The sequence below is a fragment of the Polycladidibacter stylochi genome (assembly GCF_001562055.1).
GTDB lineage: Bacteria > Pseudomonadota > Alphaproteobacteria > Rhizobiales > Stappiaceae > Pseudovibrio > Pseudovibrio stylochi.
The window spans coordinates 35,359-50,034 of record NZ_LLWE01000040.1 but is presented as its reverse complement, the minus strand read 5'-3'; the positions used below and the strand labels follow the sequence as shown (position 1 = coordinate 50,034).

The following is a 14,676-nucleotide window of genomic DNA, read 5'->3' as shown; positions in this document are numbered from 1 at the left end:
TCGCATTAGTCGCCAGGGGATATGAATATGATTAGAAGATTATGGGGTTACCTTTGGGGTATTCGGCCTTATCCCTTTATTATTATCTTATGTGTTGGTGGTTTGGGCGGAATCATCTTTAGTGGTGCCTTTCATACGGCGTTAGAAGCTACCAACCAACTTGAATTCTGTACCAGTTGTCATGAAATGAGTCACAATCTGGAAGAGTACAAGAAGACCATTCACTACAGAAATACATCAGGTGTTCGGGCTGAATGTTCCGACTGCCATGTGCCAAAAGAATTTTTCCCTAAAATGCTCCGGAAAATCGGCGCAGCGAATGATGTCTATCACACAATACTCGGCACAATTGATACGAAAGAAAAATTTGAAGATCATCGCCTAGAACTTGCCAAGCGCGTATGGGCACGGATGGAAGCGAGCGATTCATCTACTTGTCGCAGCTGTCATGCTTTCACTACAATGGACATTGATCAGCAACGTCCAAAAGCGCAAAAAATGCATAAGAAAGCACTGGGCGATGGCAGTACCTGTATTGATTGTCACAAAGGTATTGCGCACGAAATGCCTGATATGTCCGCTGCCACACGTCAAGCCTATCAAAAGCTCGTAGATGATGCTGCTGCTGCGGATTACACCAAGCCTGCGCTGACATTGTTAGAAAATGGCGGATTGTATTTAGGAGCAGATGACAAGCGGCCTGCGGCACGTGTTCTTGCCGGCACTACGATTGAAAGCATTGGTGAAGAAGGCGACAAAATCAAAGTGAAAGTCGCTGGCTGGAGCCAAGAGGGTGCGGAAAAAGTGATTTACGCACAAATGGGACAGCGTATTTTCAGTGCAGCACTTGGGAAAAATGCCATCTCTCAGACTGAGACCGTGAAGAGCGTTGTGAATGAAGACACTGGCCAAACTTGGAAAGAAGTCAGCATTACCGGCTTTATGGACAAGAAAAACATGCTTGAAGACCCTGAAGAGCTCTGGGGATATACAAGCGAACTATACCAAAGCTCTTGCTCTGTATGTCACAGCCCTCCTGACCCAGGTCACTTCAAGGCGAACCAGTGGGCCGGCGTTCTGAAATCAATGACCCGTTACACGGCACTGACAAAAGATGAGATCCGGTTGGTTCAAAAGTATCTCCAGTTACATGCAGCAGATACAGGTGGTGCGCACTAGCGCACCCCTCTCCCCTAAACAAAATAGCGTTTTCCAATGAATGGAGCTAAGAGCAATGCAAGACAGTAACCGCCACCAGGATGAGGACTTGTTCCGGGCAGTCGCTTACCGGTTCCTTTCAAGACTATTTGCTAGCGAGCTGGATCAGGCAACGATTGATTCAATACGTTCAGGTGATATTCGTCAGTTTTTAGACGATCTGGCCTGTCAGGAGCAATTTAAAGAGCCCGTGCGCTGGGTGATTTTCAATCTGGATCAGAGAGAGGATCATGCCGATGATGTTATGGATCTGCGCGTTGCTTTTGCTCAGCTATTTTTAGTGGGAAGTCGCATGAGTGCGGCTCAACCTTACGCTTCCTACTACATGAGTGGGCGGCAAACTCTGAGCCATCCATGCGTTAGCGAAATTGCAGATTATTACCGGCAATACAACCTGGTTGCCAATGAAAACTTTTCCGAGCCAGAGGACCATCTGGCCCTCATGCTCGGCTTTTTATCGACGCTCGCGTCGCAACAAGAAACAAGACCTCAACAGGTCGATTTCATAGAAAAATACCTGACCCCATGGCTCGGTGACTTTGTTGCCGATTGCAACGCCAATGATCCAGACGGCTTTTATACCGCCTGTGCCAGCCTAATGCGAGCTTTCGTTGAGCACGATCTGAGCTCATTGAAAAAAAACAACTAACTGTATTGTGAAAGGGAGGGACACATGTCCGCTCACAACACGACTACTCAACGCGCAACTATGTCACGCCGGCAGTTTTTGTCTGCTCTTTTGAGTACATCTGCGATTGCCCTTATGGGTTCTCCTCTTTTGGTGCGTTCTGCAGCAGCTGCTGCGGCTTCTGGCACAGAAGAAATGTATAATGGCGCGCACTGGGGGCTATTCCGTGCGATTGTTAAAGATGGCCGCTTTGTGGAGGCAAAGCCGTTTGAAAAAGACGTTAAGCCAACTTCTAACATTAAAAATACGCCAGAAATGGTATATTCAGCCAGCCGTATCAAATACCCAATGGTACGCCGCGGTTTCCTAGAAAATGGCCCTCAAGCTGGCACTAAAGACCGTGGTAAGGGCGACTTTGTTCGCGTAACCTGGGAAGAAGCTTTTGACCTTGTTGCAAAAGAGCTGACACGTGTCAAAGACACTTATGGTGTTGAATCTATCCTTGGTGGTCCATTGGGCTGGAAGTCCGTTGGTCGTTATAACAACTGTCGTTCTGGCTTGTATCGCTTGTTGAACATGAACGGTGGTTACACCAAGACTGTTGGTGACTACTCTACTGGTGCTGCACAAGTTCTGATGACCCACATTATGGGTAACCCAGAAGTTTATGCGCAAATGAGTAGTTTTGAGACCATTCTGGCCGAAACCGATACCATTGTGCTTTGGGGTTGTGATCCATTCTCAACCTTGAATATGGGTTGGTTGATCCCTGACCACAAAGCTTTTGATTACTTTGCAAAACTACGTGATGCAGGTAAAACAATCATTTCGATTGACCCATGCAACACCGAGACTTGTAAGTATCTGAAAGCCGATTGGCATGCACCACGTCCTGGCTCCGATACTTCTATCATGATGGCAATTGCTCATGAGTTGATTAAAGAAGATAAGGTCGACCACGACTTCCTCGAAAACTTTGCAACTGGCTATGAAGAGTTCAAAGCCTATGTAATGGGCGAGAAAGACGGTGTTGTTAAAACACCTGAATGGGCTGCCGAACTTTCTGAAATTCCTGCTGATGCAATCCGGGCTATTGCTAAGGAAATGGCTAAGGGCCGCACCATGATTATGGGTGGTTGGTCTATGCAGCGTGCTGACCATGGTGAGCAACCTCACTGGATGATGGTAACACTTGCAGCTATGCTTGGTCAGATCGGTCTTCCAGGTGGTGGCTTCGGGTTCTCCTTCCACTACGAATGTGCTGGTGTTCCTTCTGCAAATAACGCAGTTGTGCCTGGTCTTTCTGGTGGCAAGCCACCTAAGAAAATGCCACCTTCTATTCCTGTTGCACGCCTTCCAGATGCGTTGCTTAACCCAGGTGAGAAGATTCAGTTCAACGGCCGTGAAGTTACCTTCCCAGATGTTAAATTGATTTACTGGTCTGGTGGTAACCCACTTAGCTACATGCATGACCGTAACAAGACACTGGAAGCATGGTCACGTCCTGAAACAATTATTATTCAGGATCCATTCTGGACAGCATCTGCCAAACATGCGGATATCGTTCTGCCTGCAACAACACCTTACGAACGTAATGATATGGAAATGGGTGGTGGTGCCTCAGGTAAATACCTGTTCCCAATGCATAAAGTTGTAGATCCTCAGTTCGAATCCAAAAACGATCTTGATATCTACCAAGGATTGGCAGACCGCCTTGGCTTTGGTGATACTTACCTTGAAGGTAAGAGCGAGATGGAGTGGCTTGAAGAGCTTTATGGTAAGGCGCTGGCACAAGGTAAGGCAAAAGGCCTTGATATGCCAACCTTCGAAGAGTTCTGGTCTAACAAAACCAATTACATCGAATTCCCAACTACCGAAGAAGCCAAGCAATGGGTTCGTCATGGTGATTTCCGTGAAGATCCGCTTCTTGAGCCTCTTGGTACGCCATCTGGTCTGGTTGAAATCTTCTCCAAGACAATTGATGACATGGGCTATGACGATTGTAAGGGTCATGCAACATGGTTTGAACCAATTGAATGGCTGGGTTCTAAAAAGGCAGAGAAGTACCCACTTCACATGCTAAGCCCGCACCCTGTTGAGCGTATTCACAGCCAAACAAACAACATCTCAACCCGTGAAAACTATGTGGTTGCTGATCGTGAGCCAGTTTGGATGTCTGAAGAAGATGCGCAAGCACGCGGTATTAATGACGGCGATGTTGTACGTGTGTTCAATGATCGCGGTGAAACACTTGCCGGTGCTTATGTAACCAAAGACTTGCGTGCCGGTGTTATTCGCCTGCGTGAAGGTGGATGGTTTGACCCTGAAGAGCCAGGTAAAGTTGGTAGCCGTTGTAAATACGGTCACGCCAACATGGTTACTCATGACAAGACAACTTCAAAACTGACACAAGCATCTACAGCAAATAGCTGTTTGGTGGAAATTGCGAAGTTTGAAGGTGAAGCTCCTGCTGTTACAGCCTTTGATGCCCCTAAAGGCGCATAAGTGAATTTAACAGTGCCAGCGTAAGCTGGCACTGTTAATGAGCTCATATCACTTGATATAGCAATGGGTCGCAGTTTACTGCGGCCCATTGCTTTTACTGGAGTTCAATAATAGCTTTTAAGACTAAGCGTTGTATGCTGCTGTGATGATAATTTCTACCTTAAGTTCTGGAGAGGCGAGCTTTGCCTCACCACATGCTCTTGCTGGTGCATGTCCTTCCGGTACCCAAGCATCCCATACTTCATTCATTTGCTGGAATTCGTTCATGTCTGCAACCCAAACGATTGCTTGGAGAATTTGCTCTTTGTTGCTGCCAGCTTGGGCGAGTAATTCATCGATGCGGCGCAGGCATTCTGTTGTTTGCTCTGTCATGTTGTCGCCGCGGTTACCAACTTGTCCGCATAGATAAACAGTTCCATTATGCTTGACAATTTTGCTCATGCGTTTGTTGGTTTCTTGTCGTTCAATCATTTTACCAAGCTCTTTATTATTTGTTGGGATGTTTATAAACCAGTCAATTAGATTTGGGAATTAAGTGGTAGTTATTATTCGTGCGCCTTATGCGTGTGTTCTTTATTATTTAAGCGTAAGGCGCACTAACCTGTTAAATTGCAAGGGCATTTTCAAGAAAGCTGCTGACTTTTTTTCGCAAATTAAGTGCTTGGTTCGAGCTTGCTTCAGAGGCTTCCAGTACCATATTAGATGAACTTTTTGTGTCTATGGTTGAAGACGATAAATCGCCCATCACCGATGTTATTTGGCGCGCGGAAATGACAACTTGCTGAATACTTGAACTTATTTCTGAAGTTGCAAGCCCTTGTTGTTGTACAGCTGCGGCAATAGACTGCGTAAATTCATTGATATTTTCCATAGTTGACGTGATCTGGCCGATTGATCCGGCCGCTTCTTCCGAAGAGCTCTGCATGCTAATTATTTGCTGAGTAATTTCCTCTGTAGCTTTGGATGTTTGAGTTGCTAATTGTTTAACTTCACTTGCCACAACAGCAAAGCCACGCCCCATTTCACCGGCTCGAGCTGCCTCGATTGTTGCGTTTAAGGCCAATAGGTTGGTTTGCTCTGCGATATCTTGGATCATCGTAATGACCTGGCTGATTTTATTCGAAGATTGCACAAGGCCTTCAACCTTTTGGTTGGTCTCGTAAGCATTTGCAGCGGTTTTAGAAATGAGTTTGGTTGAGCTTTCTATTTGCCGGTTAATTTCTTCTATTGATGCAACAAGTTCTTCTGACGAAGTTGCGACGGATTGGACGCTTTTCGCTGCTTCTTGTGTCGTTTCTTCGGTTTTGCTGGCATGGGTGGCGTTATCATTAGCAATTGTTGCAAGATTATTTGCAGTGGAAACGAGAGAAGTGGAGTTGTCGTCTATTATCTGTAAAGAATTTTTCATCTCCCCTTCAAATTCTAATAGTAATTGTTCAAGATCATGATTGCGTTGTACTTGTTTTTCATGCTCATTTTGGTTGACCTTCTCAAGGCGCATACGCTCTTCGTTGTTTTGAGCCAGTATTGTTACGGCCCGTGCCATGTCACCAACTTCATCATTTCTTTCTGTCCAGGAAAGGCCTTGGAGTTTTTCATTTTCAGCCAAGCGATGAAGGTTTTGAGTCATTACCTTGAAGGGTAAAAGCATTTTTGAAAAAATAAAATAGGACAATACAGCAATAATAATTGTTATTATTGATGTTGATAGGAGTAGGTTACTTCTTATTTCTTGGAATAGTCTGTCTGCTTTTGTAGATGATATTCCAGTATATAAGATGCCTATGACATTATTATTATTGTTCATTATGGGTTGGTAAGCTGTGTAGTATGCTTTTCCCAAAATATTGGCCGTTCCCCTGTAACTTTTACCGTTTATTATTACAGGGTATACTTTACCTGTTTTGCCAAGAAAAGTTCCAAGGATTCGATCGCCTTGGGCGTTGCGAATATTCGTTGTGGCTCGGATAAAGTCTTGCTCTGCTTCATCCCATGTAAAGATAGTGGCTGTTGAGCCAATAGTATTGCTGATGTCATCAATAAGTTTATGAGAGCTAAGGTCTGGTATTTTGTCTATGTAAATACTCTCGATCGTATTTTGACTGTAATTGATTTTCATATTCGGCGTAATATTTATAAGTGCTTTTGCAGCTACCTTTATATTTAAATCTTGCCTATCTATAATATTATCTGAGATTTTATCCTTTATGGTTAGTAGTGTAGTTATGCAAACAATTGCTATGGATATGAGTACTATAACTACAATGAGAGAAATGGTTTTTGTAATCACAGTAACTTTAGATGGAGATATCATTGTAACCTCTAATATTTACTATAATTTTAATGATAGAATATAGCTTAAATAATTAAATCGGTATAAATACTTTATATTACATGCGTAATATTGCCATTTAAATATTTATTATATAATATTAAAAATATATATATTTGAAATAGTTGCGTTGATATTATATTATTATTGTAGGGATAATATATTTTATCTACGAATACATATTACATGATGTTGATTTCACCCTAGAAGTTCTTTTGATTTGAAGATATATACTATACTGCAAGGATTGGTTTGCACATTTGGAGATTATGAGGACATTTTACTTAAAATTGTCTTTATATTGCGTCCTGATAATTTCATTGTGTGACAATGTTTAAGATTATGCAAATGTAACTCTAGGTCCCTTTAGGGGGGAAGAACATTTATTTTGCTCAATAAATATTTTATGAAAAGCCATGAAATGAATTAAATCTGCTCAATGATATTTTTCTCATGTGTCATTGAGCAGATATCAGGGCTCTATTGGACGCTATATATACAGTTGTAGCGTGAATAGTTGTTTGTCAGTGCGCTGCTTCCCAGCTTTTGCCAAGCAACTGGAAAAGCGCTTGTTCTGATGCTTCGTCTTTTTCGGCACGTTGGATCCATCCACCTCCAAGTACGCGAGATTCTTCGGTTTGGTTTTCAAAAAATACGCAGGCTTGACCTGGAGCCACACCTTGTTCACCTTCAATTAATTCAACAGTTGTGATGCCGTCTTTGTGGCGGATAACTGCTTTTGTTGGCGGACGCGTGGAGCGCACTTTTGCATAGACGTGCATGCCGTCTTCGGCGATGTCTTCCAGATTTCCCGGGCCAATCCAGTTAACTCCGCGTAATAACAGCTTATGTGCGGCTAGAGCCTCTTTGGGGCCAACGATTACGCGGCGATTATCGGCATCAAGGTGCACAACATAGAGCGGATCATTGGCAGAGATGCCGATGCCACGACGCTGACCAATTGTATAGTGAATGATACCTTTGTGAGTGCCAAGAACGCGGCCGTCGACGTGTACAATATCCCCTTCTTCGGCTGCATGGGGGCGTAACTTTGCAATAACGTCGGTGTACTTGCCCTCTGGTACAAAACAGATATCTTGGCTGTCGTGTTTGTTGGCAATTTCTAGGCCAAATTCTCTTGCCAGTTCACGCACTTGTGGCTTGGTCATGCCGCCAAGCGGGAAGCGGAGGAAGTCTAGCTGCTCTTGAGTGGTTGCGAAAAGAAAATAACTTTGATCGCGGTCCAAATCCACGGGCCGGTAGAGCGCTTGTTGATTACCAATAACCTTCGTTCGCACATAATGGCCGGTGACCAAAACGTCGGCACCAAGGTCTTTTGCGGTTTCAAGAAGATCCTGGAATTTTACGGTTTGGTTGCAGGTGACACAGGGGATAGGTGTCTCCCCATTTATATAGCTATCGGCAAAGCGTTCGATGACTTGTTCACGAAAACGGGATTCATAATCCAGCACATAATGCGGGATGCCGAGGCGTTCGGCCACACGGCGTGCGTCGTGGATATCTTGTCCCGCACAGCATGTTCCCTTTTTTTGTACAGCTGCGCCATGATCGTATAATTGTAGTGTAACACCAACAACATCATAGCCTTGGCGTTTCATCAGTCCGGCCACTACTGAAGAATCTACGCCACCTGACATGGCAACGACTACGCGAGTATCTTCGGGGCGGCCGGGGAGGCCAAGGCTGTTTAGCATATTTCAAGGTCCTGATGAGTTGCCGAATACCTTAGCTGTTTTAGGGCAACCTTACGTCCACAATATGTCGTGGGTGATTAACTTACTGTTTTTTCATCTCGATTTCAGATGATTGCTGAACGAGATTATGCATGACTGGCTGATTAATGGCGCATGCATGGCGGAATATAGCGAAAAACATTGCTGCTCTCAATCCCCTGTGTTGTTTGCATGCCGAATTATTGCGTCTGCGACTTATTATCGTTACGCACCAGCGAACTGCTGACCTGTCGGTTGAGAGAGAGCACTTTTTGCGCACCGTAATTTCCCTTAGGGTTTTAATTGTGGGGCAATAGTTGCCTAGATGACTTATCGCATTTTAAAATGCCTTTTAAAAAGATCAATAAAAACAATATTTTATTATATTTTTGTAGTTGGCAAGGAAATTGCTTGATACGCATGAGAAGTTTGTCCTGGCCCATCATTATTGCGCGGCTGGGTTGGATTGTCATGGTTCAGGGGTTTTTATGGTGCAGACGAGCGCTCATTTTTTGGCATTGATTTCTGGTGGTGCGCTGCGGACAGCTGGAAGCGGCGATGTATCCCCGCTTGGCGAGGCGGGGGCGCTATTTGAAAACACTGCTATTGATAGTAGGGGTGTAAGCGGTCTCGGTTCTGGTGAAAACCGCGCTAGTTTTGCGCAGATTTTGAGTTTAGATTCAACAGTTTCTAGTGTTATCGAAGACAAGGTCGATGGTGCTCAAAAGGTTGATAGCCCTGTTGAGAATGGCATTGAGAACAGTGCTTTTATTGGTGCGCTGCTGAGTACGCAGGTTAATACCACTGAGCCAGCGATAAATCGTGGTCAGACTTTGGGGATTAAACAAGCGGCAAATTTGCCGGTTCACATGGCAGGTCAATGGGCCAATGTTGATGTTAACCTGCTGCAAAATAACCAAAATACTTCTTCAGTCGTTAATGATATTTCCTTGCTTTCGCCGGTCAATACTGGCGCGAACGGTCTTATGCCCGCTAATGCACTTGCAGATGATGGTGCACAGCTTGTGTTGCACCATAGTGTAACTGGTGCTGCACCTATCGGTTTTAAAAGTGTTCAAAACGGCTTCAAAACTGATGCAAATGTGATGCAAAAACGACGAGATGTGGTGGGCCGGAGTTTGAGCCTCACATCACTGGCGAATAATGGATTGAAATCACCGTTGGCGGAAGGGACGCCGAAAATGGCACCCTCGACAAATGTACAGAACATCACTCAAAGCGCTGTTGATGATGGAGGTCGTTTGCCGGCAAATGCTGTTGCGGTTCCGAAAAGTACTGCGACACTGCAAAATGTGCTGGTATCAAAAACGGGGTATGGTGCTTCTGTTATCTCTTCGGGTCAGGATGAGCTGGTTGCGTTTGCGCAAGAAGCGGGTTCTACGATTTTACCAAGAGCTTTGCCAAAAATGCCCGCAAGACCTGAAATGCCAGTACTACCGCATCATGGACTGAAAGAAATTCATGCACATGGTGCGTTGCAATCGATGTTTGATGTTGATGGGCTCTTACAGAGCGGGCGCGCTGAAAAGCCCGGTTCTTTAGAAGTTTCAAAAGCAAATGATGCGGTTGAAACTGTGCCTCGTGGTAACAGTTCTTTGATCATGAACGAAAGCCATCGCATGCAAGGCATTGCTTTAGAAATGAGCGGTGTACACGCGCAGACCGGGAAGGTTGATCATAGTTTTTCACGGGAGCTCGATTGGCGTGTAAGTTTGCCCGTACAAGGGAACAGTCTGCCCTCCTTGTTGGAGCAAGGGAAAATGACACAAAGCCCGCAGGCTAATCAAAGTCGTATGGGGCAGGTGTCTGACGTGGCGAACGCCTTAGAAGTGAATGGTGGCAACGGGGCGGTTCATGGCCAGCGAGTTAACGGCCAACGTAGTTTGAGTGAACTATTGGCCATACCTGAAGTGGCTAAGGTACGAGCAAAAACAGAGCCGCTAGTTGAAGTTGATCGTCAGCAGCTGGGCGAAGGAATAAAAACGGGTGCGGATAAGCCTTTATTGTCATCAAGAAGCCCGAGGTTTGCTGGTGAGAGCGCGTTTTTAGCCACTCACATTAAAGCGCATGCCAGTCAACAGCGCCCTGATGCACAAGGAGTGATAGAGGCCAGCCAAGATAGTGTTGTGCTGCAAGGGGCAAAAAGTCATTTAGCGCAAGAGAGCCAGCAGCTTGTTAAGCAAACCGCACAGCCCAATACGCCCGTGCCTGCAGCGTTGATGCATGGAAATGCGCCAGATTCGCTTGATGCCGGGGAGGATAGCGCTGTTATGCAGCGTCAGCTATCGGGGCAGGGCGAGAGCGGTGGAAATTCTGATGCTAAAACGGGGCAAGGTAACGCTGCTTCGTCTCGCCAACAGGCGGGCGGTCTTGCAACAAGTATGATTGCCGGGCAGGCAAGCGGACTGTTGCAGGCGCATAGCCCCCTATTGGATGTGAGGGATGGTGATGCCTTTTTCGAGGGAGAGTTTAGCGGTGATTTTGCTGGCCGTGGCGTGACTGGTTTACATGGTCATGGGCAAAGTGGCCATGGTACTGTTGGCGCACAAATGGCGCAGGTTGCAGCCGAAAGGCAAATTTCGCAGGTGGTCTGGCCAGAATTTACCCGGCAATTACAGCGTAAGGCGAGCAGTTTTGAAATAAAACTGCATCCGGCAGAACTGGGCAGTGTGAATGTTTCGCTCGAATTTACCAAGGATGGCCGTGTGAAAGCGCATATGTTTGTGGAACGCAGCGAAACGCTGGACTTTTTGATGCGTGACCAGCGGGCATTGGCAAAAGCTTTGCAAGATGCGGGATATGGGCAAGGGCAGACAGAACTACAATTTTCATTGGGGCAAGGGCAGGGCGAGCGGCAAAACGCATTTGCGCAAAGCCAAAGTGAGCATGGACAGACCGACTTTTCCTCGCAAGGTGGACGTCGCGCTGTGATTGAAAAAGACGAGGTGGCACGGTCGTTGCCTCGCGAAAGCAACTTGCAATCGGGTTTGAACCGACTGGTGTAATTATAAGAGTGAAAAATGGCTAGTATTTCTGATTTGGCTGCAAGTGGCGGCACACAAACAACGACCGCTGCAAGTGAAAAGAAAATAGCAGCAAGTTACGACTTGTTCATGAATATGTTGACGACACAGGTGCAAAATCAAGATCCGCTGAAGCCTATGGATGCGACTCAGTTCACGAATCAACTGGTGCAATACACCATGGTAGAGCAACAAATTAGCTCTAATAAAAACCTTGATAAGCTTTTGGTGCAAATGAAAACGCAAAGTGCGAGTCAGTTCGTTAACTATGTTGGTAAAGAAGTGACCGCATTAGGGGACACGATGCCTAAAGGTAGTGATGGCATTACATGGGGCTATGAAACGGCCTTAAGTGGTGATGCGCTGGCTGAGGTATACGACAGTAAAGGTGCTTTAATATCGCGCCAAACCATTGCGCTCAAAACCGGTAAGGGCAGCTATAAATGGCCGGGAACCAACGATGGCGGCGCAGCTGTGGCCGATGGCAATTACACAATCAAGATTACGCAGACAACGGGTGACGGTAAGAAAGTTGTGATACCAACACAGATTAAAGGTGTGGTGGATATGGTGGACTTTACGAGTGGTAATGTTAACCTAAAAATTGGTGGTGTTAATGTACCAGTTGGTAATTTAACGAGTGTTAGTAGTGTCTAATAAGGTTAATTTCACCAAGAAATTTCGGTAACGAATCTTACTGAATTGTTTAGAGAGGCTTAGGCAAATTTTAAGTGCCTTGCGCTATTCTCACACACAAGCTTGGTCATGAATTGTGTGAGAGTAGAATGGCCGAACAGATACGTTCACGAGCAAAATATGTCATCGGACCGGATGGCAGTCCGCTTACCATTGCCGACTTGCCGCCGGTTTCGACAAAACGCTGGGTTATTCGCCGCAAGGCGGAGGTTGTAGCTGCTGTGCGCGGCGGGTTGCTTTCTTTGGAGGAAGCTTGTTCGCGCTATACCCTAACGGTTGAGGAGTATTTGTCATGGCAAAGCTCTATAGACCGGCATGGGTTGGCAGGGCTCAGGGCAACAAAAGTGCAGGACTACCGTAACTAGTGGTAATGCATTATTGCAATTGATTTGATTTGGGAGCGGTACTTATCGCTCCCTTTTCTTTTGTGAACTTGCCAAAAGATTATAAATTCTCATTTTTTAGAGTTTTAGTTAGTGCACAATGTGCGCTTTTTGGCTTAGGCAAGCAAGGTGGGATACTTTACGTTAGGCGTTTGAAATGTTGAGCTGAGTCTCTTTGTTACCCCTATGATATTATTAGATAAATATAGTTTTTCCGATGATTTTTCTACTGCATTTGATTCTAAACGGAAAAGTTGAGTCAAGAGTTTAACGAAACTTTTCTGTTCGTTAGGTCATTTTAATTAGTGCGTTAAGCATAAATTAACTTTATAACAGGCAAAAATTACCTAGTAACAAAGCAGTTGGTGCGGCAGAAGCTGCCTAGGTAATGCGCGGGTAGGGGTACTCGCGGGTATTTCGAACATTTTAGAAGGTTTGACGACGGCAACACACGGGGGCGGCGAGCGTGGTTGGATTCTTGGATTTTTTTAAAAAGCTTGGTCCTGCGCGTCTTGGTGCCATGGGTGCGATGGCCACCATACTTATTGGTGTTTTTGCTTTTATTATTATGCGGGCGACCGCGCCGCAGCTGGTGCCTTTGTATACCGACTTAACCGTTGATGACACGAGCGCGATTGTGGCGCAGCTGGATGGTGCGGGAACAACTTACGAGCTGCGTAACAATGGCTCTGCTGTGTATGTGCCGCAAGCGGTGGTTTATCAAACCCGTATGAGTTTGGCTGAATCCGGTTTGCCCTCTGGCGGGGGGATCGGCTACGAGATATTTGACCGTGGCGATACTCTGGGAGCCACGAGCTTTGTGCAAAATATAAACCTGTTACGCGCGCTTGAGGGTGAGTTGGCGCGTACCATTCGCTCCATTAACCAGGTATCGAATGCGCGGGTGCATCTGGTGATACCGGAAAAGCAACTGTTCCAGCGTGACCGGGAGCCGCCCACAGCTTCGATTGTGCTGAAGGTGCGGGGTAATCTGGATGCCGAGCAGATCCGCTCTATTCAACACCTTGTGGCATCGGCCGTTGAAGGGCTTGACCCCGCGCATGTTTCTATCGTGGATGAACGCGGTGCGCTGCTGGCAAGCGGAAGCGGTGAGGAAGACGGTGTGCTTGGCTCGGCCAAAATGGATGAGCGGCGCATGGCGCTTGAAAACCGCATGCGGACCCAAATTGAAGATATTTTGAACAATGTGGTGGGTGCCGGTAGGGCGCGGGTGCGTGTTGCTGCCGAGTTGAACCTGAACTCTAAAACCGAAACCCAAGAAACATATGATCCTGACGGGCAGGTGGTGCGTTCTTCCCAGAGCCGCGAAGAAGCGCAGCGCAATGGTATGCGTGATAGCACTGTGAGTGTTTCCAATCTGTTGCCAAATGCTGAAGGTAGCAATGGCAACAGCGGGCGTGAGGATAGCTCGAGTGTGAGCGATGAAACCATTAACTACGAGATTTCCAAGAGTACATCGACCGAAGTTATCGAAGCCGGTGGTTTGGAACGGCTCTCTGTGGCCGTGCTGGTGGATGGTACTTATGTCACCAATAGTGAAGGGGATCAGGTTTACCAGGCGCGCTCGCAAGAGGAGCTGGATAGTATTGCTAAGCTGGTGCGTACCGCTGTGGGCTATGATGAGCGGCGCGGCGACAAGGTAGAAGTTATTAACCTGCGGTTTATCGAAACACCTTCGAGCGATGTGTTTGATGATGAGCCGGGTATGTTTGACTTTACCCATGAAGAAATCATGCGGCTTGCGGAGCTGGGCGTGTTGCTGGTGATTTCGGTGTTAATGCTGCTGTTTGCCGTGAACCCGCTTATGAAACGTATTCTAAGTACCGACGAGAGTGCGGAGCCGCAAGCATTGCTCACCGGGCCGCAAATGGAGACGGCCAGCGGGCAGGTGGCAGGTGAAGCGGGACTGACCAGCGTTGACGGGGGCGGTGTCGCTGATGGGGCCACCCAGCGTACTCTTGATACTGCTAGCATGCATAAAGAAGGGTGGGTGGATGATGCGCGTATTCAGGCAGCATTGCACTCAAAATCAATCCAAGAACTTGGCGATATGATCGATGAAATGCCAACGGAAGCCGTGAACATCGTTCGTGGCTGGATTAACGAAGCGGCTTGA

Annotated in this window: 10 protein-coding genes; 7 read left to right on the top strand and 3 right to left on the bottom strand. The window is 46.4% G+C overall.

From position 1 onward, the window contains the following. The first annotated feature begins 27 nt into the window (after nt 1–27). From AYK67_RS14960 to torA, 3 genes are read left to right on the top strand one after another with little or no spacing between them, the layout of a single operon-like run. On the top strand, nt 28–1,179 hold the full coding sequence (locus tag AYK67_RS14960) for a NapC/NirT family cytochrome c (RefSeq protein ID WP_068088602.1): 1,152 nt from the start codon (nt 28–30) through the stop codon (nt 1,177–1,179). Between the two features lie 55 nt (nt 1,180–1,234). Continuing rightward, the gene (torD, locus tag AYK67_RS14955; protein ID WP_068088599.1) at nt 1,235–1,867 is read left to right on the top strand and encodes a molecular chaperone TorD; all 633 of its coding nucleotides are present in this window, start codon (nt 1,235–1,237) and stop codon (nt 1,865–1,867) included. 24 nt (nt 1,868–1,891) lie between these two features. Continuing rightward, on the top strand, nt 1,892–4,351 hold the full coding sequence (gene torA, locus AYK67_RS14950) for a trimethylamine-N-oxide reductase TorA (protein WP_068088596.1): 2,460 nt from the start codon (nt 1,892–1,894) through the stop codon (nt 4,349–4,351). A gap of 123 nt (nt 4,352–4,474) precedes the next feature. Here torA and AYK67_RS14945 read toward each other — a convergent pair whose 3' ends face one another. The 3 genes from AYK67_RS14945 to mnmA form a co-directional block, all read right to left on the bottom strand. After that, nucleotides 4,475–4,822 (bottom strand): RidA family protein, encoded by a 348-nt coding sequence (locus tag AYK67_RS14945; RefSeq protein WP_068088593.1) that lies wholly within the window; start codon nt 4,820–4,822, stop codon nt 4,475–4,477. 133 nt (nt 4,823–4,955) lie between these two features. Beyond that, on the bottom strand, nt 4,956–6,665 hold the full coding sequence (locus AYK67_RS14940) for a methyl-accepting chemotaxis protein (RefSeq protein WP_068088589.1): 1,710 nt from the start codon (nt 6,663–6,665) through the stop codon (nt 4,956–4,958). Nucleotides 6,666–7,207: 542 nt separating this feature from the next. Next, nucleotides 7,208–8,398 (bottom strand): tRNA 2-thiouridine(34) synthase MnmA, encoded by a 1,191-nt coding sequence (gene mnmA / locus AYK67_RS14935; RefSeq protein WP_068088587.1) that lies wholly within the window; start codon nt 8,396–8,398, stop codon nt 7,208–7,210. Between the two features lie 506 nt (nt 8,399–8,904). On the opposite strand from mnmA, the gene AYK67_RS14930 reads away from it, so the two are divergent. From AYK67_RS14930 to fliF, 4 genes are all read left to right on the top strand, one after another. Continuing rightward, entirely contained in the window at nt 8,905–11,442 is a 2,538-nt protein-coding gene (locus AYK67_RS14930) for a flagellar hook-length control protein FliK (protein ID WP_068088583.1), read from the top strand. A gap of 15 nt (nt 11,443–11,457) precedes the next feature. Then, nucleotides 11,458–12,117: a flagellar hook assembly protein FlgD gene (locus AYK67_RS14925; RefSeq protein ID WP_068088580.1), complete on the top strand. Its 660-nt coding sequence runs from the start codon at nt 11,458–11,460 to the stop codon at nt 12,115–12,117. A gap of 128 nt (nt 12,118–12,245) precedes the next feature. After that, a complete protein-coding gene (sciP, locus tag AYK67_RS14920; protein WP_068088576.1) occupies nt 12,246–12,521 on the top strand; it encodes a CtrA inhibitor SciP in 276 nt (91 codons plus the stop codon). A gap of 496 nt (nt 12,522–13,017) precedes the next feature. Beyond that, nucleotides 13,018–14,676 carry a flagellar basal-body MS-ring/collar protein FliF gene (fliF, locus tag AYK67_RS14915; protein WP_338012340.1) on the top strand — a complete coding sequence of 553 codons (1,659 nt, stop codon included), beginning with the start codon at nt 13,018–13,020 and terminating at the stop codon, nt 14,674–14,676.

Excerpts from the sequence above, each read along its gene's own strand:
- torA (WP_068088596.1), top strand. The coding sequence starts at position 1,892 with ATGTCCGCTCACAACACGACTACTCAACGCGCAACTATGTCACGCCGG.
- AYK67_RS14940 (WP_068088589.1), bottom strand. The coding sequence starts at position 6,665 with ATGATATCTCCATCTAAAGTTACTGTGATTACAAAAACCATTTCTCTC.
- torD (WP_068088599.1), top strand. The coding sequence starts at position 1,235 with ATGCAAGACAGTAACCGCCACCAGGATGAGGACTTGTTCCGGGCAGTC.
- AYK67_RS14945 (WP_068088593.1), bottom strand. The coding sequence starts at position 4,822 with ATGATTGAACGACAAGAAACCAACAAACGCATGAGCAAAATTGTCAAG.
- sciP (WP_068088576.1), top strand. The coding sequence starts at position 12,246 with ATGGCCGAACAGATACGTTCACGAGCAAAATATGTCATCGGACCGGAT.
- AYK67_RS14930 (WP_068088583.1), top strand. The coding sequence starts at position 8,905 with ATGGTGCAGACGAGCGCTCATTTTTTGGCATTGATTTCTGGTGGTGCG.
- AYK67_RS14960 (WP_068088602.1), top strand. The coding sequence starts at position 28 with ATGATTAGAAGATTATGGGGTTACCTTTGGGGTATTCGGCCTTATCCC.
- AYK67_RS14925 (WP_068088580.1), top strand. The coding sequence starts at position 11,458 with ATGGCTAGTATTTCTGATTTGGCTGCAAGTGGCGGCACACAAACAACG.
- mnmA (WP_068088587.1), bottom strand. The coding sequence starts at position 8,398 with ATGCTAAACAGCCTTGGCCTCCCCGGCCGCCCCGAAGATACTCGCGTA.